A 23,066-nucleotide genomic window follows, 5' to 3' on the forward strand; every position below is an offset into this window, starting at 1 on the left:
TGAACTCCAAGGCCATCCTCGCAACCGCCTTGCTGACCGCCGCGCTTGTTGTGGCGATCATCGTGGCCTGGATTATCTGGCGCCCTGAGGCAACAGGGTTATAGGCGTCCTCAGCTCGCATCAACCGTGAATCCCGTGTCGGAGCGATAAATGAGGTTCCAGTGATGCTCCGACGCGGTCCAGGCGTTGCCCCGCTGGGGTGCCCGGATAGCCCACCCGACGGCCCGTTCCAGCCAGGTGTCGCGCAGCGCCTTGCCAATGAGAAGACGCTGCGACGAAGGGACGGCCTGGACGGACAGCATCAGCGGCTCCGCCTCAAAACCCGGTGCGTCGTAGTACTTTGCCTTGGCATCTGATGGCCAGTAGACGCGAACGACGTAGAGATTATCTGCCCGCAGTGGGCCCGCACTGAACGACAGGCTGCCGAGCGTAACGTCGGCGGAAACCAGGGCAGCTGTGACTTCATCACGACCTAACGGGTACGTCCACCCGCCGGGCAGCTTGTCCCGGTCATAGTGCTGCCACGGGGCATCGTCGGTCATTCCTGCATCTTAGGCGTTGATCGCCCCGGTACTCACCGGACCTGGCTGGCATTCGCCCGATATATGTCAGGATGTGCGCATGGGGCACAGCAAGCAGTCGTGGAAGACGATCAGGTCCAGGCTTGAGGGGTCGAAGGCGAACCAGCATCCGGTGAGCATCGCCAGATCCGTATTGATCGGTGTGGAGCGCCACGGCGTGGTGCAAGAGATTGGTGACGAATGGGTGATCCTGGCCGCGGTCCGTGATGGTGGCTATCTCAATGGTTACATGGCCCTCAGGCTGGACCTGATCCGCCATGTCCGGGCCGAGCACGGCTTGGAGGAGTTCCTCAAACAGGGGCCCGCTTGGCCTCCCGGGCAGGTGGTAACCGGCGCCACAAACAGTCCGCGGAGCCTGCTGGAGTCCGGTATCGAGACCAGCGGTGTCCTGTCAGTCTTCATGGAAAAGAAATGCGAGCGGACGTTCTTCGTCGGCGTCCCGGTCAAGTATTCAAAGAAGGCCGCAGAATTGGTGACGATCGGCACGAAGGCCCGGTGGGAGGACGGGACCTTCAAGGTCCGCTACAAAGACCTGACCCAGATCAGCTTCGGCGGCGACTATGAGAAGGCGCTGTGGGCTACGGTCGGAGGACCCGCCTCCACACCCACCTAGAGGGGCATCGTGGGGGTGCTCCGGGGACCTGCACTTCCGGTGGCAGGGCTTTGCGGGCCAAATAGACTGATCGTCGGGATTCGGCATTACCGAGGGGGACATCTTGACCGAATGGAAGCCGAGCTGGTGGGCTCGGATGTTCAAAGGCGCAGGGTCATGGGTGCTGTCGATAGCCGACGGCCGTCTGCATGTCTTGGGGATCCCCCGTGAAGTGGACGCCGATGTCCTTGACGTCCTGGGACTTGTTGTCGATCAGGGTTCGAAGCGGATCTCCATCACCATCCCGCACCGGACAGAAACGGTGTTGACCGGGCTCTCCCATCGTTCGGCGCGGGAGGTCGAGGCCGCGTACCGCTCCGAGCTCCACGAGCGACAGCATCTCGCCGCTCTGGTTTCAGCAGCTGAGAGTCAGGGCGAGGCGGCCCGCTTGTGGTGGTCCCAGGTGCAAGAGGTGATGGAGCGACCCAGTTGGATGGACCAGGACACGATCGCCGCACTCGAGCGCATCCGTCCAGACGTTGCTGCGTGGATCGCTGCAGACACCGATCCGCGTTTCTCTGCGTTCCCCTTGGGGAAACGCGCTGACCAGCGGTGGGCAGTCGATGCCTGCCGCACTACTGACTTACCGGAGTGGGCTGCCCGGCGTAACGAAGCGTTCCTGGAGTCGGAGAAAGACGAACTGGCGGACTTCTTCCGCACGGTGGAGAAGTCGCCTTTGACCGAGGAGCAGGTTAGGGCGACGGTCTGCTTCGACAATCGGGTCCGGGTTGTGGCGGCCGCGGGCTCGGGAAAGACCTCGACCATGGTTGCCCGCGCCGGGTACGCGATCCGAAGGAAAATCGCGCAGCCGACCGAGATCCTCGCGCTCGCGTTCAACAGGAAGGCGGCCGGTGAACTTTCGGAGCGGCTCGTCTCCCGCCTCGGCGATGATGGTGCGTCGGTGGCATCGAGCACGTTCCACTCCTTTGGACTACGTATCATCGGCGAGGCCACGGGCCGCAAGCCTTCCCTCCCGGACGACCTCGCCACCGACAACGGCATCGGGAGACTGTCGAGGGTCGTCGACGCCCTCCGCGGCCAGGACCCGGCCTTCCGTCGCGAGTGGGACCTTTTCCGGCTCGTGTTCGGCCGGCAGCTGCCCGATCCCGGAGACGAAGCCGAACCTGAGAAGGTAGACCGGAGGACAGGAGCGCAGGGGTTCGAGACGCTGGCCGGGGAGATCGTGAAGAGCCAGGAAGAGGTGATGATCGCCAATTGGTTGTTCTTCAACGGGGTTCGCTACGAGTACGAGCGCCCATATGCTTTCGATGTCGCGGACGCCCACCACCGGCAGTACCAGCCGGATTTCTGCTACCCGGACATCGATATCTGGCATGAACACTGGGCGCTGGGACCCGACGGTGTTCCGCCGCCCCACTTCGAGGGATACGCCGAGAGCATGGCGTGGCGGCGTCAGACCCACGCCCGGTACGGCACCGGACTGATAGAGACGACCTCGGCCACCATCCGGGACGGGTCCGGATTCGACCACCTCGAGCAGGAACTCCGCAGCCATGGAGTCGAGCTCGAGGAAGACCCGTACCGCAACGCAGCGGGGGAGCCCCCGATCACCGACCCGGGCATGATCACGCTGATGCGGTCATTCATGTCCCATGCGAAGGGCAACCGCATCACTCCGGACGAGCTCACGCAGCGGGCCGGCCACGAGTTGCGTGCCAGGCTGTTCGTGCGCCTGTACAGGGAGGTTGTCGCGGAATGGGACCGTCAGCTCCGGGCCGCAGGCCAGATCGATTTCGAGGACATGCTGAACCTCGCCACCGACTCTGTCGAGTCAGCCAGGTGGGCGAGTCCCTACAGGGTTGTCATGGTCGACGAAATACAGGACACGAGCGCGGCGCGCGCGAGGCTAGTCCGGGCCCTGCTGAAGACACAGGGCACCTACCTTTACGCGGTCGGCGACGACTGGCAGTCCATCAACCGGTTCGCGGGTTCCGACCTCAGCGTAATGACGGGTTTCGATGACTGGTTCGGGTCATCGTCGACCATTTGGCTGGACCGCACGTTCCGGTCCCCGCAGTCCCTGTGCGATATCGTCGGCGGGTTCGTGACGAAGAACCCTGGGCAGATCCGCAAGCAGGTCCGTTCCTCAGCGCCCGACCACGGCGAAACCGTATTCGCCGTCAGTGTGGACGACCGTGCCGACTACGACTCAGTCATCCGCAATCAGCTCGCCGGCCTCGACGTGCAGCTCACCGCGCCGGCGACCGTCCTGCTGCTCGGCCGGTACACACGCTCCCGGGACGACGTCCGCTCCGCGCTGCACGCCAAATACGCCCATCTGAAGGTGGAGTTCAACACCGTGCACGCTTCGAAAGGGAAGGAGGCCGACTACGTCGCCGTCCTCGGGCTGGAGAAACGCGGCTTCCCCAGCACTGTCGAGGACGATCCTCTCCTGCAGTTGGCCATGGCGGCACCGGACTCCTACCCCTTCGCGGAGGAACGGCGTCTCTTCTACGTCGCACTTACCCGTGCACGCCGTTCGGTGCTCCTGCTCACCCGCACCGGGCACGAATCGCCCTTTCTCCTCGAGCTCGTCAGGGACCACGCGATCTCCGTTCGGTCTTCGAACGGCAAAGACATCACCCCGGTCATCTGCCCTGAATGCGGAAAACGCGCCATGCGACGGCGCAAGGGACGGCGCGGGGATTTCCTCGGTTGCACGGGCTACCCGCTGTGCACCGGGGCTCTAAGCCTCACAGCCCGCCGGGCCGCATCGGGAACTGCTCAGGACCTTGGGCGCGGTTCTCATGCTTCGAGGAACTTGCCGTGAGTCTCGATTTTTGGCGTGCGCGATAGGCAGTCGAGGTTGCGCCCTTCTTCCCACCTCGCCAGTCGTTCGAAGTGCGTGTTGTCGGAGGAACCGGGGGCAGATGCTCAACCTCGCCCGAGGATCCCTTTTGGGGGTGCTCTACGGAGTCCCGGGCCCAGCGGGATCCTCGACCAAGGCTCCAGGCGAAACCTCCCGGTAATGCACAAGACGGAGGGCGCCACCAGAATCCTGGACAGTTTGGAGGTCTTCGGCATGCCGGACCGCCTGAAAGCTTCTGCCGGGGGCGAGGATTGAGCCATGGCAAAGCACATTCGCGGTCGAACCCCCGTAGCTCACCAGGAGATTATGTCCGTGTCGATGATCCACCCCCTGTGCTCATGAAGCAGATGAGGCTCCGGTACGCCGGAGCGTGCCGGGTGTGTGGCGCAGCTCTTCCGGCCGGGACCGAAGCGATCTATGAGAGCGGGACAAGGACCGTCCGCTGCTTGGAGTGTGCCGTCGAGGCTCCGGAACCCGTGTCCCCGGAGCTGGATCCATCTGGCGATGAGTCGCCGGCCGCTGAGTCTGGAGTGGCCGGCTCGTCCGCCCGACGCGAATATGAGCGGCGCAAGGCGAAGGACGAGGAAAGACTCAGGGAGAAGTGGGGTAGCCTCGGTGGCCTCGCAGTTGCCCTTTCGGACGAGCGCCCGCACACCAAGTCCTGGGATCGGGGCGCGATCGGTGAGGAACGCCTCGGCGCCCGGCTAAATGCCCTGGCATCCGATAACCTAGCCGTCCTCCACGACCGACGCATCCCTGGTTCGAAGGCGAACATCGACCACATCGCCATCACTCCCGGCGGTATCTGGGTGATCGACGCCAAGCGGTACAAGGGGCGGCCTGAACTGAAGATCGAAGGTGGCATCCTTCGCCCACGCGTCGAGAAGCTCCTCGTCGGCCGCCGTGACTGCACGAAACTGGTCGATGGAGTGCTCAAACAGGTCGATGTCGTGCGGGACCTTGTCGGGGATGTTCCGGTCACCGGGGCGCTGTGCTTCATCGAAGCAGACTGGCCCTTGATCGGAGGCGCATTCTCGACTCGCGGCGTTCACGTGCTCTGGCCGAAACGGCTAGCCAAGGTGCTTGCAGCGGTGACAGCTGGCGATGTTGATGTGGCGACTATGCGTGTTGCGGTAGCCTCCCGATTCCGGTCTGCGTGATTGGTCGGCATACCGACGCAAGGGCTGTCTGTCTCCGCTCGCCAAAGGTAGAGAGAGAATCACCGCAAACTGCATGCGTTAGTGGCCCCGGGTACCCAAGTTCCTGCAGACAGGTAGTCATGGCCTGGTCGATTGTTCTGGGCATGAGATGTTCGAAGGAGTCCACCGCCTATGACGTTCGTTGAATCCCGACCCCTGGCTTGGTCCGCGCAGACATGCTCGGCCAACTTCGTGTGTCGAATTCTGGCTGAGCCATGTCCCGCCGAAGGGAAGACGGCCGAATCTTCCGGCATCCGAAAATCTGCGGGACATCCACTGAACAGGGTGCAAGGTAGGCAAAAAGAGGGTGTGCACAATGTGCACACCCTCGGCTTCGGATCGGGTCGTACTGGGGGCGGACTGGGCCGGATTCCGCATGTTTCCGCGGGAGCCCAGTGTTTGCATGGCCTTGAATCCCGTTCGGGTCCATCTTGGGCACGTGTTTTCCCTGTTCAGGGGCTTTTTAGCCTCTGAATGTTGACATTTTGTGTTGTGAGGGGCCCCTTCGGGGGCCTTTTTCATTGGTGGCCGGTGCTGTGGCCGGTTGCCTCCTTGTCTTGTGGTTGAGTGTTTGGTCTTTGGTACCTGTTCATGGACGTTGTTGGGTTGGCCAACATGATCTGAGAAGGTTCGGCGGAAAATTTCTTTTCTGCTCGACGTTGGTTGTTCATCCCGTTCCTCCTTTTCGGTTGTGGTGGACTGTTCTGCTTGTTCATGGTCGGCCTGGGTTGGAACTGCATGACCTTCTGAAGTTGCCGAGCTAACTGTGTCGTGGTGTTGCCTGTTTCTGCCTCCACGCCTGTTCATGGCAGGGCTTTCGGCTGGCTGCATGACTGTTAGGGCACTTGTCCCAAGCGTCGAAGTGTTCGCGGGGAAGCCACTATCTGCCGGCAAGAGAACGGGGCCAAGGGGATCAAGGGGAGGCTGCCGTCAGAGCGGGGATGCGTGGCCATGCTGCCGGCACGAACGGATGGCGCGCTGGTAAAGCGCAGGACCCACGACCTTACCGATGCCGGACTTCACAGGGAGCCCGGTGGAGTGCAGGTTTGAGGAGTTTGTTCCCGACACAAAGCCAAAAGAGCATGCCGGCGGTGCTCATGAGCGGGGCTCCGATGATGTCCGACGGGTGGAGTGAAAAGAGCCCGTCAAAAAGTGCGGCCAACGTGGTTTGAGCCGTCGTGGGGTCGGCAATGATGGCTTTCTTCCAGATGTCGTCGGGGCCCGGGGGAAGCATTGATCTTTGCCAGCATTCCGATGGCAAATGCAGCCGAAAATGCCAGTTCGGAGGCAAACAGGAGCCACCATGTCTGACCCGGCAAGTGCAGCGGCGGGAGCGGTGGGCGTCGTTGGCTCATTCTCATTCCTCCGACCGCGCGAAGGGGTTTCTGCCCTCGACTGGTTTTGCGGGGTGTTACTTTAGCCATTGCCACTCCACCGTGGAGTCGGCGAGGTTTATCCTGCACAATTTTTTGGCGGTGTTGGAATCGTCGTGCCCAAGCCGGTACGCGAACTCGATTCCGAGGTCGTAGCGGGTCTCTCCTCCGGGGAGGTCGACCTGGGTGGCCTCGCCGAGAAACCTTACGCTCGAGAGTGTGGCTTTGCGTACGTGCAGCTGCCCTGGCGGTGGAGTGCTGGGGGAGGCCTGGGCCTCGAGGTCTTCCAGGCAACCGTTCTTGACGCGTTGCCCGGTGGCCTGGTCAACAGGTGCGTTGGAGCTCGTCTCCTCCGCTGGGGGAGCGCCGCAGGAGACGAGCAGAATCACCGCCGAAAGCGCAACACAGACGGTGGTTTTGCCGGCCAGGTTCATGGCTCTACTGCTTTCTCTTGGCCGCCCGTCAGCATTTTTTTTGAGACCGGGATTCATTGCGCACCTGCCGCTGGGAGAAACTTGACGTTGCTATCGTGGGGCGGGCGGCCCGTGAAAACCTTGGGGAATCTGCAAAACCCGGCGGTGCCATTCCGCCGATCCCCTCGGATTGGGGGTAACAACGACCATGCCAATCCATCTTGGCCTCGGTTGGCCGGTTCTGCTCCGTGCTGACTTTATTCTGATATGGCGGACGTTCAGTGTTTTCACCGCTGGCGGGGGAACCCCTTGTCCGAGAACGAGGCAGTGCAGATCGCTCCGCTGCTGAAGGCGCTGGCCGATCCGGTCCGGCTGCGGCTGATGTCCGTGGTTGCTTCGCACGAGGGCGGCGAGGCCTGCGTCTGCGACTTGAACGATTTGAAGCTCCTGCACGAGGTCCGTTAGCCGGACCGGGAGAAGCGTGGCGTATAGGTTTACTACCGGGCCCGGACCGAGGCGCTGCAGAACCCGGCGGCCCTGATCGGGGGACTGGCCCAGTGAGCGTCCTGGCGCGCCGTGTCACGGCGGAGTCCATTGGCACGGCTTTTTTGGTGATGGCGGTGGTCGGGTCCGGCGTGATGGCCTCGCGGCTGTCCCCGGACGACGTCGGGCTCCAGCTTTTGCAGAACAGCCTCGCCACCGGTGCGGCCCTGGTGGCACTGATCGTGGCCCGGCAGCCAGTCTCCGCCTCCTTCAACCCCGTCGTCACCTTGGTGGAACGGGCTCTGGGCGTGGTCGACACCCGGACCGCTGCGGGCCTGATCGGCGCGCAAGTCGCTGGCGGCGTGGCCGGAACCATGGCCGCGAACCTGATGTTCGGCCTGGATGCTGTCACCATCTCCACGCACGAGCGCACAGGCCCGGGCCTCTGGCTCGGCGAAGCCATCGCCACGGCCGGGCTGCTGCTGACCGTGTTCGGCACAGTCCGTTCCGGCCGCCCCGACAGGGTGAACGTCTGGGCCGGCTACCTTTGTACTTCAGATACAGCTGTTCCAGTCAGCAGTTCAAGACGAGAGAGGTAAGACAATAGCCTTGGAGGACGGCCCCTATCGGCCGCAAGGCGGAGACTGGGGAATGAGCGATTCGGGCTCCAGCAGAAGAACGAAGAGCACAGCTGCCTGCAGCGACGGTTGAACTCATGCGTGAGGGCGTGCAGGCGGTGACGGTCCGGGCTATCGCCAGAGGCCCATGCCCCTCTGGCGACGGCTCACCACTGCTTCAACAGCAAGGACGGGATCATGGAGGCGGCTGCGGAGGCCTGGCTGAAAAACCTCAGCCGTTTTTCCAGCGACGTCCCGGTCGACTTGGGCCTTCGGAAGGCTGTAGAGCAAGTAGCCGAAGGCTGTTGGCGCGCGTTGGAAGAAGAGCCGGCCAGCATTCTTGCCCAGATCGAAAAGATTCTTTGGGCAACGCGCAATGCCCCTGCCAGCCCGCTGGCCGCGAAAATCTATCCGGCGTATGGAACAGAGCTGGGAAACATTTTCTCTGCTGCAGCCAAAACAGCAGCGAAGAGTGCCTCGTAGGTTTTCCCATGCTTGTCAGGTCGTTCCTGATGATCTACGACGGAGCAGCCATCCAATACCTCACCGACCCCACGGTGGCTGACCACCGGGCCATGTTCTTCACGATGGTAGACGCCCTGCTGTCGAAAGCAGGAGTCCAAACCTTGGCGTTCCATATTCTGGCCAAGGGCGGTTGTCGGCACCGTTTTCGGGCCGTCCCCTGCCATTTGCGCGGCCGAATTACGTCACCGGGCCGAGGGCGGCCGTCAGGGGCCGCCCGGGACTTGCCCGCGCATCCGGTGCTGGCACGAACGGACTGGAACGACAACTTGGCCCGGTGGGCCGCGAATTCGCCGCCCACCGGGCCAAGTTGTGCTGCTTAGTGCCGAAGTCCGGAACCTGGATTCCTCAGCCGGCCTTCCCGCCGGGCCTCTCGGACGACGTAACAGTTGCTGCCGGCCGGGACCCGGGGTCAGTCCTCGGCCCGGGTCCCGGTGCTCTGGCCGTCCTGTTGGCCCAGGTAGGTGAGGAAGCCGAGGTGTGCCTCGTATCTGGCCAGGGCGTCGTCGATCATTTGCTCGTGTGTGACGCCCATCAGGTCGTAGCCTTCGGAGCCGGTCCGGGTGAAGGCTTCCACCCGGTAGTAGATCTCGGTTTCCGGGAACATCCGTCCGCCGAAGACGGGCATGGGTGCTTCCACGGCCTGGACCTCGTAGAGGAAGTCAGGATGGTCCGGAACGCTGACTGCCAGGGCGTAGCTCGGAATGCCTGTCCGGTCGTTCGGGACAATGTCCAGGGTGGCTTCGTGGCCTTGCTTTGTGAACTCTCCGACGAGTTCGTTCAGGGCCGGATGCACGGTGTCTTCCATGAACTGGGCTGCCTGTTTCTTTGAGGGGTAGGACAGCAGTCCGGTGAGCCTGTGCCGCCAGGTGCGCTCCGGGGCGTGCCCGCCGTCTGCGGCCATCGACCGCCGGCGCAGTACCCGGCCTTCGCGTTGGGCGCGTTCTATGCGCAGGGCCTTCGTGAAGGAGGCCATGACCAGCCAGGCGATGATCGTCACGGGCAGGGCGAAGATCAGCGTGGCGTGTTCCATGGTGGTCACGCCGCCTGCGACCAGCATCGCGATGGTCAGCAGCGCGGTGACCAGGGCCCAGAAGATCCGCAGCGATTTGGGGCCATCCTGGGAGGGGTCGGGGATGGTGGAGGAGAAGTTGGACATCATCATGGCGCCGGAGTTGGCGCTGGTGAGGTAGAACAGCATGCCGGACAAGGTACCGAGGCCGATGAGGAGCGGGGCTCCGGGGAACATTCCGAGCAGTGCGTACCAGCCCTGTTCCGGGCTTTCGATGGCGAGTTTGGCGAAGTCTTTGTTGCCGCCCAGGACCTCGTGCATGGCGCTGTTTCCGAAGATGCTCACGACCAGGAAGTCGCACAGGACGGGGGCTGTGATCGCGGCGATCACGAATTCCCGCAGGGTGCGGCCACGGGAGATCCGTGCCAGGAACAGGCCGACGAACGGGCCCCAGGCGAGCCAGAAGGCCCAGAAGAACAGGGTCCAGCCGCCCATCCACTCGGATCCGCCGTGTTCGTAGGCGAAGGTCTGGAGGGTGCGGCCGGGCATGGTGACGATGAACTGGCCGATGTTCTCGACCAGGGAGTTGAGCAGGAAGGAGGTCTTGCCGGTGACCAGGATGTACAGCAGGAGGGCCGCGGCGCTCCAGATGTTCAGCTCGGCGATCCAGCGGATTCCTTTGTCGACACCGGACGTGCAGGCGGCGATGGTGAGGACGGCGGCGACAAGCACCAGGGCGATCTGCAGGGCCAGGCCCTGCTCGAGGCCGAACATGATGGAGAAGCCGACGTTCAGCAGCACCACGCCGATGCCCATTGCCGTGGCGACGCCGAAGACGGTGCCCACCAGGGTGACGATGTCAATGGCGTCGCCGACGCCGCCGTGGACGCGTTTGCCCAGCAGCGGGTACAGGACGGCCCGGATCGACAGCGGCTTGCCGTGCCGGTAGGCGAAGTAGCCCATGGCCATGCCCAGCAGCGAGTACATGGCCCAGCCGGCCATGCCGTAGTGGAACATGGTCCACACCACGGCGTCCTGGGCGGCGGCCGCCGTCTGGCCTTGGCCGGACGGGGGAGACATGTACTGGGTGATGGGTTCGGTTACGGAGTAGAAGAGCATGTCGATGCCCACGCCGGCAGCGAACAGCTGGGCCACCCAGGTGAAGAGTTTGTACTGGGGGCGTGAGTGGTCAGGACCCAGTCGGATCGAGCCGACCTTGGACAGGGCCACCCAGAGGACAAAACCGATCACGACAGTAACGGTAAGGACGTACACCCAGCCGAGGTTCTCCGCGGTCCAGCCCACCACCGCTTTCATGGTGTCTTCCGCGTTGCCGGGCAGCATGATCGCCCAGATGGAGAAGCCCAGGGTGATGGCTGCGGCGATGATGAGGACGCGCCAGTTGATCTTGGGTCCGCGGTCCTTGATGACGTCGGCGGGCGCCGTGTCAGGGTCTTTTTTGCTAATGGTAATGCTCAACGATCCAACTCCAATTCTGGTGATGTGCTGCGTGCGGCAGCACATCATGGCGGTGTTCGCGGCCGTTTCCCTGGTCGGTCCCGGGCCGGAAGTTCCAATCGAATAAAGTCCGTCCGGAGGCAGGTTCGCTATTGGACCCCGTCCGGTTTTAGGGCTGTAGAGACTTTGAATGCACCGGACTCAGCGTCCGGTTATGCGGTAGTGCCTGCCGATGGGCTGCCGGTGTAGGCGTCCATGCCCCTAGCGGCGGCGTGGCGAATAAAGGAAAGGCACCGGCAAGGCTCAGATGTCCGCACGACGCCGCCGGTGGCCAGGGCGCGCGAACACAACGTTGGTTCTAGGGGGCGAAGGTGCGGTCGCCGGCGAAGAAGCCGAGGCCGTATTCGGGGGTTTCGAACTTGACGGTGGTGCCCTTGGGGAAGAACAGCACGTCGCGTTCCTTGGCGTGGGTGACTTCGCCGGTGGACTCGTCGGTGAGGATGAACTCGCCGGCGATGACGACCTTCATCTCGTCGTAGGTGTAGGTGTACACCAGTGGCTCGGAAGCCTTCAGCTCGAAGAAGCCAGCGCTCATGACCGAGCCTTCGGGGTTGTGCAGGGAGTCGCCAATTGCAGCTTCGGTCCCGGGTTCGTTCATCGGCGGCAGGCCGGTGTAACCGCCTACCACCTTGTGGATGGATCCGGCCTTGCTCAGTGTTCCTACGAGGGTCTCCATTGGGTTCTCCTGTCAATGGTTTAAGTCGCGAAAGACGTGGCAGAACTGTTCATCGTCGTCAGGACTGTTCATCTTTTCGTGGTTGCAAATATGACTGGCTGAAGATCGGGCCAGGACCCGGTCGGGAGTGCTGGAGGATCTTCCGCAGACCAGGCATCGCCTAATTTCTAAAGGTACGGCCAAGCTCCGCCTCGAGCCTGCCCGTGTGATGCCAGTCACGTGGTTCGTCCCACAAACTTTGACATGGACACAGGTCCAAGTCAACGGTTCATGTGGAAAAAAGAGGAGTTTGCTCAGCTGTGGACAAGGCTGCAGGCTCCTGGCCGCCTCGCCGGCGGCTTCGATTGGCCCGGCCCCAGCCCCTCGTTCCCGGGGAATCAGGCGCTGTGCCTCGTGTGATCCGCGTCCGGCGGCGGCCGGGAAATCGGAAGACCGTGTCGTCGTGGCCTTCCAAGCTGGAGATGGCGCCCTCCTGCTTTCCGCCTGCATCGCCGGGGAAAGCAGGTCTGGGCGGGGTGGGACTTGACTGGGGGGCGGAGCACCGCCGAACCGGATGTCGTCACGGGCATCATCCGTATAATCCACGCCCACGCCGGCGCACTGGCGCCCGCAGCCCGGAACGCCATCTAACCCCGGCCTGCTGCCGTCCGCTGAGCCTTTGCGGCCGCGTCCGAGATTCAGGTATGCCTGCAGTGATCAATAATGCTCGGCTGGGGCTCTGACCTTTTGGGCTGCCTGGGCCTCCACAACCAGGCGCCCTCACGCCCGTGCCGCCACTAACCCCGCCGTCCCATTTCGCTACTCAGCGGCTTCCCGTCGTCACGCACCGGTTTCAACCGATATCGCGAAATCCTGAATGGAACTGTTGACTTGGACGAACGTCCATGTAAAAGTGTTGGCAGCGAGGTGATCCACATCACGACAGCGCAAATTTGAGCTTTATGAAACCACCCGCAGCGGGTCTCCCACGGAAGAAAAGGTTATAGACAATGGCGACTACCACCACCCAGCCCTCGACATTGACGGGGGAATCGATCGATTTCTGGCCGGCACAGGCCATGAAGCCCATGAAGGACGAATGGCAGGGCCTTAGCTGCAGGTTCATCAACTCCCATCCCGCAGTAGGCAAATGGGACGACTTCATACTCTCCGAGTGGGAGCTAAATTCCTGCGCGTGGGAGGACTTCCACCCCCACAGTGAGACGAACTTCGTGCTCGAAGGCGAACTCCACATCGAAAGCGACGGCAAGACGGTCATCCTCAGGCCCGGCGATGCGGCACGCGTAAACCCTGGCCGAAAGGGCCGGTACTGGGCGCCCGTCTACGCACGCATGGTCACCATCTACGGCCCCAACCGCGAAGGCCTGGAGTCCCACTCCTTCCAATACTCCGAAATCTGAGCCCAGGCAGGGCCCGAATCCGGCATGTCGGGGCAGGCGGCGCGCATACTCCCTCCAAGGCCCTGACAGACGAATGCGGCCTGCATTCTCAGAGGGCGCTTCCAGCGCCTGACTCAGAAGGCACCCTTCAGCCAGCCCGCACTTGGATGGAATAGCGAGGCCTGACTGCTGAACCAAGAGATCTGACCGGTTGCGGGGCTCCGCGCGTGGCATTGAACACCGAAGGCCGCAAGCTGGCTGGCCCCTGTCCTCACACCTAGCGGCGGGGAACCGGGCGCGGTCTTCCGAATTGAAAGGCCCGGATTCAGCCAGCTCATCCTGGCCTACACCCGGACACTCTGGCAGGTGGGCTGGGCGCCGCCCCCCACCAACCACCCTGAAAACGCACTAACAAAATCTACGGCACAAGCGGCCACTGACCGCAGGAAAGGCAAGATCAATGACCGAAAAGACAGCTTCCATTTCCACCCACCTCATCCGCGACGCCCGGAACGTCACAGAATTGGACGATTGGGGCCCCTGTCCGGAAGCGATCGGTCAGCAGATGGACACCCGTGGCCGCTACCTATGGAAAGACGAGAACGGCTCCGAATCCGGCATCTGGGAATGTACGAAAGGACCCTCCCGCTGGGTCCTGGAAACAAACGAATTCGTCCACGTTCTATCCGGCTCGATGACCGTCACCCCCGACGGCGGTGAGCCCGAGCTTGTCGGTCCCGGAGACACGATATTCATCCCGCGGGGCTGGAGCGGCAACTGGGAACTGCACGAAACTCTGCGCAAACTCTACGTCATCTTCTGACAGCGGCCACCTGCCCTGCACGGATGGCGCGGCGGATCCCGGCCGGCAAACCTGCTCCTGCGGTTGCCATGTCCGGGACCTCCGCCGCGTCCCGGCGTGATTTCAACACGCCGACGCTTCTCCGGATGCCTCGGCGAGGCGACGTCTTGGGCATACCGGCTGCCATGACCAACAGCACCAGCATAATCCCGCTCAAAGAAGTCCTGCCCGGCTGCTGCCATGTTCATCGAAGCTCTCCGGGGCACCTATTTTCCCGTCCGCGACAGAGAAAGCCCACAGCACAAAGGAGTAACGGCCATGATGTTCTTTGATCCTGACCTTGTCGTCCAGGGCTGCGCAGATCTTTCCATAGGCGACGACATAAACGCGTGGCAGGGCGGGCATCTGTTTCACACGGGCACCGTCACCGACCTCCTGCCCGCCATGGGCCTGTTCTGGATTCGCGAGCGGGCACTTGGCGAACGGCGGCTGCTGGACATGAGCGAACTTGAAATTACCCGCGTTCTGCACCCCGCTCTTCAGGAAGCCCTGACCGCGGCAACCTGGAAAAACAAACAGAGCTGATTCCGTCAAGGTACGCGGGCATGTGCTTCCCGGGGGTCAACCACCACCGGCCCACACGGGAATACATCGTGTCAGCCGCAACGCACACGGCCGGGGGTATCAGTCCCGGTTGGAGCGCTCTCTGAGACGTGGATGGCGCGCCGGGGCATGAGGCAGGCGGACGGCTTGGGGGTACAGTGCACGGAGGTCCCTCAATCGCCGACATACGGTAACGCGCAGCGCTGCCGGGGCGCCCGCGGTCGAAACAGAAACCGGTAACCAAGTCGCCGTCCGTCCCGATCCTGTCGCGCGGACCCGCCTCATCCATGGGGGGCCTTATCCGGCAGGCCCCCAAGGGCTCCCCGCCCCGCACCAAGGGGCCGACTCCCACGATGCGTGCTCTGGATTCGCCCAACACTCCGGAACGGGCCTTAGACGCCGGCCTTGGTCAGCAATGCGTCAAGCATCATGAAAAACAAGGCGCGAAGGTCGGTCCGTGTCGGGTCCGTTATGTATTGAAGGGCTGCCCCGTCGTAGATCATCAGGAAGGATCTCACGAGGGCTGGGATCTCTATGCGGCATTGGTCGCCGCTGTTTCGGGCCGCAGCTGAGAATATATTGCCCAATTCTTCTTCGTAAGCAGGATAAATTTTCGGCGCAAGAGGGCTTGCGGGAGCGTTGCGTGTTGCCCAGAGAATGAGTTCGATCTCGGCAAGGAGGCTGGAGGGTTCTTCTTCGAGGGCGCGCCAGAAGCCTTCGGCTACCTGTTCCACGGCCTTGCGGAGGCCTAGTTCATCCGGGACCTCGCCGGAGAAGCTGCTGAGGTTTTTCAGCCAGGCCTCGGCGGCTGCTTCCATGAGGTCGTCTTTATTGCTGAAGCAGTAATGGGCTGTGGCCAAGGGCGCATTAGCCTCTTTGGCAATGGCCCGGGTCGTGACAGATTGAACACCTTCACGCCGCATTAATTCGATGGTTGCTGAGATCAGTTGTTTTTTTCGTTCCTCTGCGGGTACCCGCATAGCTCACCCTCTAGTCTCCCGGTTGCGGCCCGGTACAGGCCCCTGCCCTTAAGACTATTGCGTGGACAAACATTGTGCACCATTCGTCCTGAACCATTGACTCGAACGGATGTCCCTGTGGTGTTGTCGAGAAGGTCCCATGCCGTGCGGACGCCCCGCGGTCCATATGCTGGACTGCGGGGCGTGGCCACATTGCGGGGGGACGTATTACCTTGCGGCCAGGGTGTCGGTGAGGTCCTCGGGCGTGTCGGTGTCGATGTCCTGGGAGGTGCCGTGGAGGTACCGTTCCAGGGAGTCGTCCATGGCGTTTAGCCAGCGGGTGTGGTGCTTGGTGGCCATGGTGCCGGTGATAACGGAGCGGTGGATCATGTCGCGGTATCCCAGGATGTCGTCGTGCTTGTGGCGCATCCAGTCCTTGAACAGCTGCGAGACGGCGTCGAGGTCGAAGGGCGGGTAGTCGGTGGCGTCGATGAGTTCGCGCAGGTAATCGGTTTGGAAGTCGGCCTCGGCGTCGTGGTCCGGGAGTGCGGCCTGGCGGTCAAGCCAAAGCTGGATGTCCGCCTCGCGCTCGGCAAGGGACGGCAGGTCAATGACACCGGTCATGACATCGCGGGCAAACCACGCCTGCGCGTCAAACATGTTGAAGGTGTAGTACTGGTCCTGCGCGCCGAGGTAGAACAGGTTGGTGTTCTGCTGCCAGACCACGCCTTTATAGAGGCTGCCGGGGTACAGCACGTTCGGTGACTTCAGCGACAGCTCGCTGGGCAGGAACGGGTACTTGTGCTGGTATCCGGTACAAAGCACGACGGCGTCGAAGTCGTCGTGGGTGCCGTCGCTGAAGTATGCGGTGCTCCCCTGGAAGCGGGTGACGAGCGGCCGCTCCACGGTGGTCTCGGGCCAGTGGTAGCCCATCGGATTGCTGCGGTAGCTCATGGTGATGGATGCGGCACCCATCTTGTGGGCCTGCATTCCGATGTCCTCGGCGGAATAGCTGCTGCCGATCATGAGCAGCCGCTTGCCGTAGAACCGCTCGGCGCCGCGGAAATCGTGGGCGTGCAGAACCTCGCCCGGGAAGCTTTTGATGCCCTTGAATTCGGGGACGGCGGGGACGTGGAAGTGGCCGGTGGACACCACGAGCTTGTCGAACACGTGGGTTTCGGTGAGGTTGGTCTTAAGGTCCTCAACCGTCACCGTGAATTCCTGAGTGGATTCGTTGTAGGTGGTGTGGCGTGCAACGGTGTTGAACCTGACGTACTTGCGGACGTCGGACTTTTCCACCCGGCCCTTGATGTAGTCGAACAGGACCTCGCGGGGCGGGAAAGAGGAGATGGGGCGACCGAAGTGCTCATCGAAGGAATAGTCCGCGAACTCGAGGCACTCCTTGGGTCCGTTGGACCACAGGTGGCGGTACATGCTGGAGTGCACCGGTTCACCGGCGCTATCCAGGCCGATCCGCCAGCTGTTGTTCCATTGGCCGCCCCAGTCGTCCTGCTTTTCAAAGCATTTGATCTCGGGGATGGCGGCGCCCTTCTGGCGTGCTGATTCAAAGGCCCGCAGTTGTGCCAGGCCGCTGGGGCCGGCACCGATGATTCCGACTCGTAGTGTCATGTTGCTCTCCTCTACCGATAGTAGTTTTTTGGGTTGCCGCAGGGCGGCATCGTTATTTGCGCCTGCTCTTGCTTGCCAACACAGACAGGTGATGATGGCAGCGGCGCAGTGCAGCTGGCTTGGCCGTAGTGCGCCAAATTCGATCAGCGCAATGTCGCAGACGGCACGTCGGGAATTGCCTGATTTGCACGTCGGCTACACCGTCATCACTATCCGGATCCGACGAACCTGCCTGAAGGCAGGAAGCAGGTAGCCATAGTGCACAGCATCAACGCGGCCCGACATGCAGCTGGGCGGGGGACTGGCGCCAGGTCGTCTTTTAGGCGGCGAAATTGCGGTCGCCGACGAAGAAGCCGAGGCCGTATTCGGGGGTTTCGAACTTGACGGTGGTGCCCTTGGGGAAGAACAGCACGTCGCGCTCCCTGGCCTGGGTGACTTCGCCGGTGGTCTGGTCGGTGAGGATGAACTCGCCGGCGATGACGACCTTCATCTCGTCGTAGGTATACGTGTACACCAGCGGCTCGGAAGCCTTCAGCTCGAAGAAGCCGGCGCTCATGACCGAGCCTTCGGGGTTGTGTAGGGAGTCGCCGATCGCGGCGATGGTCCCTGGCTCGTTCATTGAGGGCAGGCCGGTGTAACCGCCTACTACCTTGTGGATGGATCCGGCCTTGCTGAGCGTTCCTACGAGGGTTTCCATGATTTCTCCTTTGAAAATAGGACTTGCCAGAACAGGAATTTGTGACGCTTGGCAGAGTTGCCGTGGGGAGTGAGGTCGTGCCCTGTAAGGGACTTGGCGGTCACTGTAAATCCGCCGACTTCCAGTTTCTTCGAAGGCGGTCGGGGCGCGGTTCGAACTCTGCTGCTGTGATGCCGATCGCGTTGTTCGCTAAGAGAAAAGTTGACATGATCAAGCGTGCAAGTCAACCGTTCAAGAAAAATTGCCCTAAGTTTCTTGCCTCGCTTGGGTTCAATGGAACGGATTTCCTTGGACCGTTGACTTGAACGCCCGTCCCTGCCAGAGTGGACCTCGCTGTGACCCGCATCACGATGTCGCGACCTGTCCGGATACCCCGGACGATCTTCCGCTCAGCGGAAGGCGCGCGTAAGAAAGGGTTTTAAGACAATGGCTACAACTAATTCCCCCCTCCTGACTTCTGCCACAAGGGAAGCGATCGACTTCTGGCCAATGAAGGCCATGGAGCCGATGAAGGGTGAATGGCAACAACTGCACTGCAGGTTCATCAACGCCCTTCCCGACGGGCCCTGGGACGATTTCATTCTCTCGGAGTGGGAGCTGACCTCCTGCGGGTGGGAAGACTTTCACCCCCATACCGAGACGAATTTCGTGCTGGAGGGCGAGCTTCACATCGAGAGTGAGGGCAAGAAAGTCATCCTGGGGCCCGGCGATTCGGCCCGCGTAAACCCCGGGCAACTTGGCCGGTATATCGCCCCCGTCTACGCACGGATGGTCACCGTCTATGGACCGAATCCGGAAGGCCTGGAATCGCATTCCTTCCGGTACTTCGAACTCTAAGACAGGCGGCCGCACAGCAGGGAGCTGTGCGGCTCAGGCTGTCGGGCAGGTGCGGTCGTTCACTACGACTGCACCTCCGCTCCACCAAGCCACACCCCAACCCCAATCCCACACAACGACCGCGCTGTTCAGTGTCCGCGCCGTCGTCATCAACGTGCCGTCATACGCGACGGCCGCGACTGAACCGGGCTTCATGATCAGTGACCGCTGGCGCCGCGAGCCCAGAAACGGTGCCAGCCCAGGCGTGATCCGCCGGCAGAACTGTTTGTAGTTTTTCACTGTTATTCAAAGGAGAATTTTCATGAGTGAAAACAGTTTGAGTGCCGTCGATCATCTGAAGAGATCGATCGACTGGAAGCAAGGTTTGTCCATTTCCCTGGGCGTACCCCTGCTGATACTGCCGTCCCTGGGATACATCCCGCTGTATTTATCTGCCGCCGCCATCCTTATCTGGGGGCTATCGGTAATCCAGGGTTTCTTCCAGAATACGGCTTATGCTGAAATGGCGACCACATTTCCCAAGGCCTCAGGCCTCCCGGGTTACGCACAGCATATATTCCGGACCGACAACTACAAGGGCAAGTACGACAGGGGCAAGCTGATCGGCGGCTTCAGCGCCTGGAGTTACTGGTTCGCCTGGAACCCCGTGCTGGCGATCTTCGCCATCCTGGTCGGCGGTTACCTGCATGGCCTGTTCCCGGCCCTGGCCGCCACCTTCACGGAGTATCAACTCGCCTTGCTGGCCGGACTGGTAATTTTCGCCGGACTGTTCGTCGTGAACTGGTTTGGCCTCAAAGACGGTGCGATCCTGGGCTACATCCTTGCCGCCGTTTCCCTGATACCCCTGGTCATCCTGACCGTCGCACCTTTTGCTACCGGACACGTTGACCTGGGCAACATCACCGCCAACTGGCTGCCAGCCGACTGGTCGTGGGACATGCACCATATCCTCATTCTCTTTGGCATCTTTGCCATCGCACAGTGGAGTGCCTGTGGCTGGGAAACAGCAGCTATTTATGGCCCTGAATACAAGAACCCCTCAAAGGACGTCCCTAAAGCCCTCTTCGCCTGCGGTATTATCTGCTTCTTTTCGTATGTCCTCGTTCAGGCCGCGGTCATCGGGGTACTTGGTGTCGACGGCGTCATCGCCGAGCCGCTATCCCCTCTGATCCCGGTCGCCCAGGCGGTGTTTGGCGGAGCGGGTACCGTCGTCACGATCATCATGTTGATCGCCGCCATGATCCTGATCATTCAAACTGCTTTCCTGGGTTCGTCCCGGGCCCTGCACTCGATGTCGACTGAAGAGAACCTCCCCAAGATCTTCGGCAAAATCAATCGGCACGGAACTCCCTTCGTCGCCTTGCTCGTCACCGCAGCCTTCAACATGGTCCTCATTTCGATGGGATCCCTCTCAGCGATTCTTGCGGCGGCCGCGATCGGCTACACGTGTGCCAATGGCATCAGCCTGTTTGCCTACGTCAAATCGAAGAAACACGCAGCTCTTGCCAGCTTGGAAAGGCCCTTCAAGGCTCCCAAGGGCTGGAAAAACGTCGCCATGGCCTTTGGGCTTTTCAATCTGCCCCTGTGCCTGATCGGCGTCGTTTACCTCAACAGCCTGGAAATTGGTTGGGCCCCGACCTGGGTGGGCTTCATCGTACTTGCGCTCTACATTCCTATCTGGCTTTACTCACAGCACGAATCGAGGCGCACGAAACAGAAGGCGGCCCTGACGGCGCCCACCGTTGACTTAGAGGCCGAGGACTTGGACAAACTGCCGACCTCTTAGAGCGACTGGGTCCAAGCGAACGGGTGCCGGTGGGCCGCGAGCCGGATCGGCTGCCCGTCGACTTATCGGTGTTCTTCAGCACAACATCGTCGTGCTGAAGAACACCGGTTTCCCATTTGTCAGCGGAGCCCGTGACTGTGTGCCAGGGCGATGGCTTCGGTGCGTGAGCCGACATTGAGTTTCCTGAAAAGGTTCCGCACATGGAATTTCACGGTGTTCTCGCTGATGCTCATGGTCGGGGCGATGGTGCGGTTGCGGTGTCCGGCGGCGAGGTGCTGGAGCACTTCGAGTTCCCGGGCGGCGAGGTTCCATTCAGTGGTGTCCCCTGTCGGTCGCGTCTTCAGATTAAGGGGGAGTGAGACGAAGATGTCGGCGCCCCATCCCGGCATGGCGTCCATCCGCAACTGTCCGTTGAGTGCCTGGACGCGGCGTCCCAGGCCGCTGATGCTGGGGGTGACGGCGGTCAGTGCGCCGCGGCCGAGGCTGCGCGCGATTCCGCCAGGTAGGAGGGCGGTGCATCGGCGACTTTTTCCTGGATCCGGCAGGCTGCAATTCCCCACAGGTACGTCACCACATCCACCCGGCCGGATTCCCGGGATCGGCCTGGTCGGGATCGGTGAGCACGAGGAGTGCCTGGCTAGAGGCGTGTGTTAAGGCCAGCGCCGCCCTGGGCCGGCCGGCGAGCCCGGCTTCGCCGAACCAGGGCGCCTCATCCGCGAGACCTGCGCGGAGGTCATCGAGTTCGGCAATGGAGACCCGGGAGATGATTTCTTCCTGGCCTGCGGTTTTTTGGGGGCGCCCCGTGCAGTCTTCGATGAAGATGACCAGCGCGCTGTTCTTCATGTAGGGGAGCAGCGCGTCACGCAGCCGGTGTGCCAGCTCGCTCAGAGGAGAGTTCACGAGTGTGGCGATGGCCTGCAGGAGCGGCCACGGCAGTTCTTGAAAGCTCATAACGGATTCGTCGGTGACTGTAATCAAGGGACGTTGACCCCGGCGGACACGAGCCGCCGCGTACGGGGCAGGCACGTGAAAAAGACGGGCTGCTCGACGGCCGCATACGGGACGACGAGCCACCGGCCGCCATGGAATTCCACGTACGAATCCGAAGGGCACTCTTCGTAGTCTTCCTCGCGTGTCATCTCAATCTGTCTTTCCTGCTCGAAGTTAACTGCCTCGCCGTCACCCGCCGCCCGGCTAACGTGATACCGGTCACGAAGAGCTCCCCACGACTTTGACATGGACGGCTGTTTGAGTCAAGCGTCCAAAACGGATGAGTTCGGAAATCCCCAATGAAGCCACGCAGGTTTTCCGCCCTGCCTGAAGACTGCTTTGATCAGTCCGCCCAGGGGCGCTTCATCCCGACATGGGCGGTTGACTCGGACAAGCGTCCATGTCACAGTGTCAGGAAAAGGCTTGCGTGACTGTCATCACAGCAGCGAGGCCGGGGACGATTTCGGCCAACCAGGCCGGAAAGGGTATTGCAGGCGATCCCACACAAAGCCCGGATCCTCCCGAGCAATCCCAAGCGCAGTTTCATATTCATCAAACGATGAACAGCCCGGAGCAAAAGATGGGCTGCTGTGACCTACTTACAGGAGAGACCATGGAAACCCTCGTTGGAACGTTGAGTAAGGCCGGATCCATACACAAGGTAGTAGACGGCTTCATCGGCCTGCCGTCGATGAACCTGCCCGGGAGCGAGGCCGCCATCGGCGACTCGCTCCACAACCCCGAAGGGTCGGTCATGTGTGCAGGGTTCTTCGAGCTGAAGGCCTCTGAACCGGTGGTGTATACGTACACCTACGACGAGATGAAGGTCGTCGTGCAGGGTGAGTTCATCCTCACCGACCAGACGTCAGGTGAAGTCACCCATGCGAAGGAACGTGACGTGCTGTTCTTCCCGAAGGGCACAACAGTGAAGTTTGAGACCCCCGGGTACGGTCTTGGGTTCTTCGCTGGCGACCGCACCTTCGCGCCGTAAGGACCGCGCTTCCGCCGGGTGCCTGCTGCTTATGGCAGGCACCCCGCGGAAGCGGTCTCCCGGGGCACCCAAAGGCTGCCTGGTAACCAATGCGGGCAAGGGGCGCTGAAGCTGTCCGCTTCCGTTCAGGCGCCCCCTCCTGTCACAATCCCGGGCGCCGCTGTGTCGGCCACGGCACGTGGGTTCTCGGTCATCGACGCGGAAACTGCCGGCAGGGCCCGCAGTCACGACATCATCCGGTGGACCCACCCGCATCACAGAGACAACCAGCTGCGGCCAGAAGAAAGGAAACGCCATGGCCCCCCTTCTCAGTTCCATCGATATTCACGTCACGAGCCGGCGGGCGCTGGACGAGCGCCTGGAAGTCGCCGTGAAGAAACTCCAAGACCTGGCTATCCTCACAGGAACGCACGGTATTCTGGTCGCCCGCAACAAGCCCGGCCATTACACTGCCGGGCTCTCTGACCAGGTTCCCTTCGGGCTGACGCGCGAAGTTATCCGCTAACGGCCCCGCGCA

22 protein-coding genes and 1 pseudogene are annotated in these 23,066 nt (G+C 62.0%); 13 read left to right on the forward strand and 10 right to left on the reverse strand.

Annotation, left to right across the window (positions count from 1 at the left end; all coding sequences use genetic code 11):
• Positions 1 to 110: 110 nt before the first annotated feature.
• Positions 111 to 542: a hypothetical protein gene (locus ACFRAH_RS00445; protein ID WP_377988862.1), complete on the reverse strand. Its 432-nt coding sequence runs from the start codon at positions 540 to 542 to the stop codon at positions 111 to 113.
• Positions 543 to 621: 79 nt separating this feature from the next.
• On the opposite strand from ACFRAH_RS00445, the gene ACFRAH_RS00450 reads away from it, so the two are divergent.
• The 3 genes from ACFRAH_RS00450 to ACFRAH_RS00460 all read left to right on the forward strand — a co-directional run bounded on the left by ACFRAH_RS00450 (position 622) and on the right by ACFRAH_RS00460 (position 5,223).
• Positions 622 to 1,194 carry a hypothetical protein gene (locus tag ACFRAH_RS00450; RefSeq protein WP_377988864.1) on the forward strand — a complete coding sequence of 191 codons (573 nt, stop codon included), beginning with the start codon at positions 622 to 624 and terminating at the stop codon, positions 1,192 to 1,194.
• Positions 1,195 to 1,297: 103 nt separating this feature from the next.
• Positions 1,298 to 4,024, forward strand: coding sequence for a UvrD-helicase domain-containing protein (locus ACFRAH_RS00455; RefSeq protein WP_377988866.1), 2,727 nt, complete (start codon positions 1,298 to 1,300; stop codon positions 4,022 to 4,024).
• A 377-nt stretch (positions 4,025 to 4,401) separates the two neighbouring features.
• Positions 4,402 to 5,223: a nuclease-related domain-containing protein gene (locus ACFRAH_RS00460; protein ID WP_377988868.1), complete on the forward strand. Its 822-nt coding sequence runs from the start codon at positions 4,402 to 4,404 to the stop codon at positions 5,221 to 5,223.
• Between the two features lie 1,450 nt (positions 5,224 to 6,673).
• Here ACFRAH_RS00460 and ACFRAH_RS00465 read toward each other — a convergent pair.
• Positions 6,674 to 7,069 carry a hypothetical protein gene (locus ACFRAH_RS00465; RefSeq protein ID WP_377988870.1) on the reverse strand — a complete coding sequence of 132 codons (396 nt, stop codon included), beginning with the start codon at positions 7,067 to 7,069 and terminating at the stop codon, positions 6,674 to 6,676.
• A 246-nt stretch (positions 7,070 to 7,315) separates the two neighbouring features.
• Between ACFRAH_RS00465 and ACFRAH_RS00470 the strand changes: the two are divergent.
• The 3 genes and pseudogenes from ACFRAH_RS00470 to ACFRAH_RS00480 all read left to right on the forward strand — a co-directional run bounded on the left by ACFRAH_RS00470 (position 7,316) and on the right by ACFRAH_RS00480 (position 8,631).
• Positions 7,316 to 7,609 (forward strand): annotated as a pseudogene (locus tag ACFRAH_RS00470) (transcriptional regulator).
• Positions 7,606 to 8,130 carry an aquaporin gene (locus ACFRAH_RS00475; RefSeq protein WP_377988871.1) on the forward strand — a complete coding sequence of 175 codons (525 nt, stop codon included), beginning with the start codon at positions 7,606 to 7,608 and terminating at the stop codon, positions 8,128 to 8,130. The pseudogene ACFRAH_RS00470 and the gene ACFRAH_RS00475 overlap by 4 nt, the downstream one beginning before the upstream one ends.
• A 216-nt stretch (positions 8,131 to 8,346) precedes the next feature.
• Positions 8,347 to 8,631: a hypothetical protein gene (locus ACFRAH_RS00480; protein ID WP_377988873.1), complete on the forward strand. Its 285-nt coding sequence runs from the start codon at positions 8,347 to 8,349 to the stop codon at positions 8,629 to 8,631.
• A 451-nt stretch (positions 8,632 to 9,082) separates the two neighbouring features.
• Here the strand turns inward: ACFRAH_RS00480 and betT are convergent, their stop codons facing one another.
• Together betT and ACFRAH_RS00490 are read right to left on the reverse strand one after the other, a co-directional pair.
• The gene (betT, locus tag ACFRAH_RS00485; RefSeq protein WP_377989192.1) at positions 9,083 to 11,155 is read right to left on the reverse strand and encodes a choline BCCT transporter BetT; all 2,073 of its coding nucleotides are present in this window, start codon (positions 11,153 to 11,155) and stop codon (positions 9,083 to 9,085) included.
• Positions 11,156 to 11,498: 343 nt separating this feature from the next.
• Positions 11,499 to 11,876: a cupin domain-containing protein gene (locus tag ACFRAH_RS00490; protein WP_377988875.1), complete on the reverse strand. Its 378-nt coding sequence runs from the start codon at positions 11,874 to 11,876 to the stop codon at positions 11,499 to 11,501.
• Between the two features lie 989 nt (positions 11,877 to 12,865).
• On the opposite strand from ACFRAH_RS00490, the gene ACFRAH_RS00495 reads away from it, so the two are divergent.
• The 3 genes from ACFRAH_RS00495 to ACFRAH_RS00505 all read left to right on the forward strand — a co-directional run bounded on the left by ACFRAH_RS00495 (position 12,866) and on the right by ACFRAH_RS00505 (position 14,642).
• Positions 12,866 to 13,276 (forward strand): cupin domain-containing protein, encoded by a 411-nt coding sequence (locus ACFRAH_RS00495; protein WP_377988877.1) that lies wholly within the window; start codon positions 12,866 to 12,868, stop codon positions 13,274 to 13,276.
• Positions 13,277 to 13,715: 439 nt separating this feature from the next.
• Positions 13,716 to 14,078 (forward strand): cupin domain-containing protein, encoded by a 363-nt coding sequence (locus ACFRAH_RS00500; RefSeq protein ID WP_377988878.1) that lies wholly within the window; start codon positions 13,716 to 13,718, stop codon positions 14,076 to 14,078.
• 297 nt (positions 14,079 to 14,375) lie between these two features.
• Positions 14,376 to 14,642 (forward strand): hypothetical protein, encoded by a 267-nt coding sequence (locus tag ACFRAH_RS00505; protein WP_377988879.1) that lies wholly within the window; start codon positions 14,376 to 14,378, stop codon positions 14,640 to 14,642.
• A gap of 410 nt (positions 14,643 to 15,052) precedes the next feature.
• Here the strand turns inward: ACFRAH_RS00505 and ACFRAH_RS00510 are convergent, their stop codons facing one another.
• The 3 genes from ACFRAH_RS00510 to ACFRAH_RS00520 all read right to left on the reverse strand — a co-directional run bounded on the left by ACFRAH_RS00510 (position 15,053) and on the right by ACFRAH_RS00520 (position 17,945).
• Positions 15,053 to 15,640 carry a TetR/AcrR family transcriptional regulator gene (locus ACFRAH_RS00510; protein ID WP_377988881.1) on the reverse strand — a complete coding sequence of 196 codons (588 nt, stop codon included), beginning with the start codon at positions 15,638 to 15,640 and terminating at the stop codon, positions 15,053 to 15,055.
• 207 nt (positions 15,641 to 15,847) lie between these two features.
• Positions 15,848 to 17,248: an NAD(P)-binding domain-containing protein gene (locus ACFRAH_RS00515; protein WP_377988883.1), complete on the reverse strand. Its 1,401-nt coding sequence runs from the start codon at positions 17,246 to 17,248 to the stop codon at positions 15,848 to 15,850.
• A 319-nt stretch (positions 17,249 to 17,567) separates the two neighbouring features.
• Positions 17,568 to 17,945 carry a cupin domain-containing protein gene (locus ACFRAH_RS00520; protein ID WP_377988884.1) on the reverse strand — a complete coding sequence of 126 codons (378 nt, stop codon included), beginning with the start codon at positions 17,943 to 17,945 and terminating at the stop codon, positions 17,568 to 17,570.
• A gap of 426 nt (positions 17,946 to 18,371) precedes the next feature.
• On the opposite strand from ACFRAH_RS00520, the gene ACFRAH_RS00525 reads away from it, so the two are divergent.
• Positions 18,372 to 18,782 (forward strand): cupin domain-containing protein, encoded by a 411-nt coding sequence (locus ACFRAH_RS00525; protein ID WP_377988886.1) that lies wholly within the window; start codon positions 18,372 to 18,374, stop codon positions 18,780 to 18,782.
• 301 nt (positions 18,783 to 19,083) lie between these two features.
• The gene (locus tag ACFRAH_RS00530; RefSeq protein WP_377988888.1) at positions 19,084 to 20,568 is read left to right on the forward strand and encodes an APC family permease; all 1,485 of its coding nucleotides are present in this window, start codon (positions 19,084 to 19,086) and stop codon (positions 20,566 to 20,568) included.
• A 119-nt stretch (positions 20,569 to 20,687) separates the two neighbouring features.
• On the opposite strand, the gene ACFRAH_RS00535 is transcribed toward ACFRAH_RS00530, so the two are convergent.
• The 3 genes from ACFRAH_RS00535 to ACFRAH_RS00545 are packed head-to-tail and all read right to left on the reverse strand — an operon-like array spanning position 20,688 to position 21,707.
• Positions 20,688 to 21,128 carry a response regulator transcription factor gene (locus ACFRAH_RS00535; protein WP_377988890.1) on the reverse strand — a complete coding sequence of 147 codons (441 nt, stop codon included), beginning with the start codon at positions 21,126 to 21,128 and terminating at the stop codon, positions 20,688 to 20,690.
• Positions 21,129 to 21,135: 7 nt separating this feature from the next.
• Positions 21,136 to 21,519, reverse strand: coding sequence for a hypothetical protein (locus ACFRAH_RS00540; RefSeq protein ID WP_377988892.1), 384 nt, complete (start codon positions 21,517 to 21,519; stop codon positions 21,136 to 21,138).
• Positions 21,520 to 21,542: 23 nt separating this feature from the next.
• Positions 21,543 to 21,707 (reverse strand): hypothetical protein, encoded by a 165-nt coding sequence (locus ACFRAH_RS00545; protein ID WP_377988894.1) that lies wholly within the window; start codon positions 21,705 to 21,707, stop codon positions 21,543 to 21,545.
• A gap of 464 nt (positions 21,708 to 22,171) precedes the next feature.
• Between ACFRAH_RS00545 and ACFRAH_RS00550 the strand changes: the two genes are divergently transcribed.
• Both ACFRAH_RS00550 and ACFRAH_RS00555 read left to right on the forward strand, forming a co-directional pair.
• Positions 22,172 to 22,549, forward strand: a complete 378-nt coding sequence (locus tag ACFRAH_RS00550) for a cupin domain-containing protein (protein ID WP_377988896.1) — start codon at positions 22,172 to 22,174, stop codon at positions 22,547 to 22,549.
• A gap of 295 nt (positions 22,550 to 22,844) precedes the next feature.
• The gene (locus ACFRAH_RS00555) at positions 22,845 to 23,054 is read left to right on the forward strand and encodes a hypothetical protein (RefSeq protein ID WP_377988898.1); all 210 of its coding nucleotides are present in this window, start codon (positions 22,845 to 22,847) and stop codon (positions 23,052 to 23,054) included.
• The last annotated feature ends 12 nt before the right edge of the window (positions 23,055 to 23,066 follow it).

It is taken from the genome of Arthrobacter sp. NPDC056727, assembly GCF_042790555.1.
In the GTDB taxonomy this organism is placed as follows: Bacteria; Actinomycetota; Actinomycetes; order Actinomycetales; family Micrococcaceae; genus Arthrobacter.

Excerpts from the sequence above, each read along its gene's own strand:
- ACFRAH_RS00465 (WP_377988870.1), bottom strand. The coding sequence starts at position 7,069 with ATGAACCTGGCCGGCAAAACCACCGTCTGTGTTGCGCTTTCGGCGGTG.
- ACFRAH_RS00525 (WP_377988886.1), top strand. The coding sequence starts at position 18,372 with ATGGCTACAACTAATTCCCCCCTCCTGACTTCTGCCACAAGGGAAGCG.
- ACFRAH_RS00460 (WP_377988868.1), top strand. The coding sequence starts at position 4,402 with ATGAAGCAGATGAGGCTCCGGTACGCCGGAGCGTGCCGGGTGTGTGGC.
- ACFRAH_RS00480 (WP_377988873.1), top strand. The coding sequence starts at position 8,347 with ATGGAGGCGGCTGCGGAGGCCTGGCTGAAAAACCTCAGCCGTTTTTCC.
- ACFRAH_RS00545 (WP_377988894.1), bottom strand. The coding sequence starts at position 21,707 with ATGACACGCGAGGAAGACTACGAAGAGTGCCCTTCGGATTCGTACGTG.
- ACFRAH_RS00555 (WP_377988898.1), top strand. The coding sequence starts at position 22,845 with ATGGCCCCCCTTCTCAGTTCCATCGATATTCACGTCACGAGCCGGCGG.
- ACFRAH_RS00520 (WP_377988884.1), bottom strand. The coding sequence starts at position 17,945 with ATGGAAACCCTCGTAGGAACGCTCAGCAAGGCCGGATCCATCCACAAG.
- ACFRAH_RS00495 (WP_377988877.1), top strand. The coding sequence starts at position 12,866 with ATGGCGACTACCACCACCCAGCCCTCGACATTGACGGGGGAATCGATC.
- ACFRAH_RS00445 (WP_377988862.1), bottom strand. The coding sequence starts at position 542 with ATGACCGACGATGCCCCGTGGCAGCACTATGACCGGGACAAGCTGCCC.
- ACFRAH_RS00530 (WP_377988888.1), top strand. The coding sequence starts at position 19,084 with ATGAGTGAAAACAGTTTGAGTGCCGTCGATCATCTGAAGAGATCGATC.
- ACFRAH_RS00500 (WP_377988878.1), top strand. The coding sequence starts at position 13,716 with ATGACCGAAAAGACAGCTTCCATTTCCACCCACCTCATCCGCGACGCC.
- ACFRAH_RS00510 (WP_377988881.1), bottom strand. The coding sequence starts at position 15,640 with ATGCGGGTACCCGCAGAGGAACGAAAAAAACAACTGATCTCAGCAACC.
- ACFRAH_RS00515 (WP_377988883.1), bottom strand. The coding sequence starts at position 17,248 with ATGACACTACGAGTCGGAATCATCGGTGCCGGCCCCAGCGGCCTGGCA.
- ACFRAH_RS00540 (WP_377988892.1), bottom strand. The coding sequence starts at position 21,519 with ATGAGCTTTCAAGAACTGCCGTGGCCGCTCCTGCAGGCCATCGCCACA.
- ACFRAH_RS00505 (WP_377988879.1), top strand. The coding sequence starts at position 14,376 with ATGATGTTCTTTGATCCTGACCTTGTCGTCCAGGGCTGCGCAGATCTT.
- ACFRAH_RS00490 (WP_377988875.1), bottom strand. The coding sequence starts at position 11,876 with ATGGAGACCCTCGTAGGAACACTGAGCAAGGCCGGATCCATCCACAAG.
- ACFRAH_RS00550 (WP_377988896.1), top strand. The coding sequence starts at position 22,172 with ATGGAAACCCTCGTTGGAACGTTGAGTAAGGCCGGATCCATACACAAG.
- ACFRAH_RS00450 (WP_377988864.1), top strand. The coding sequence starts at position 622 with ATGGGGCACAGCAAGCAGTCGTGGAAGACGATCAGGTCCAGGCTTGAG.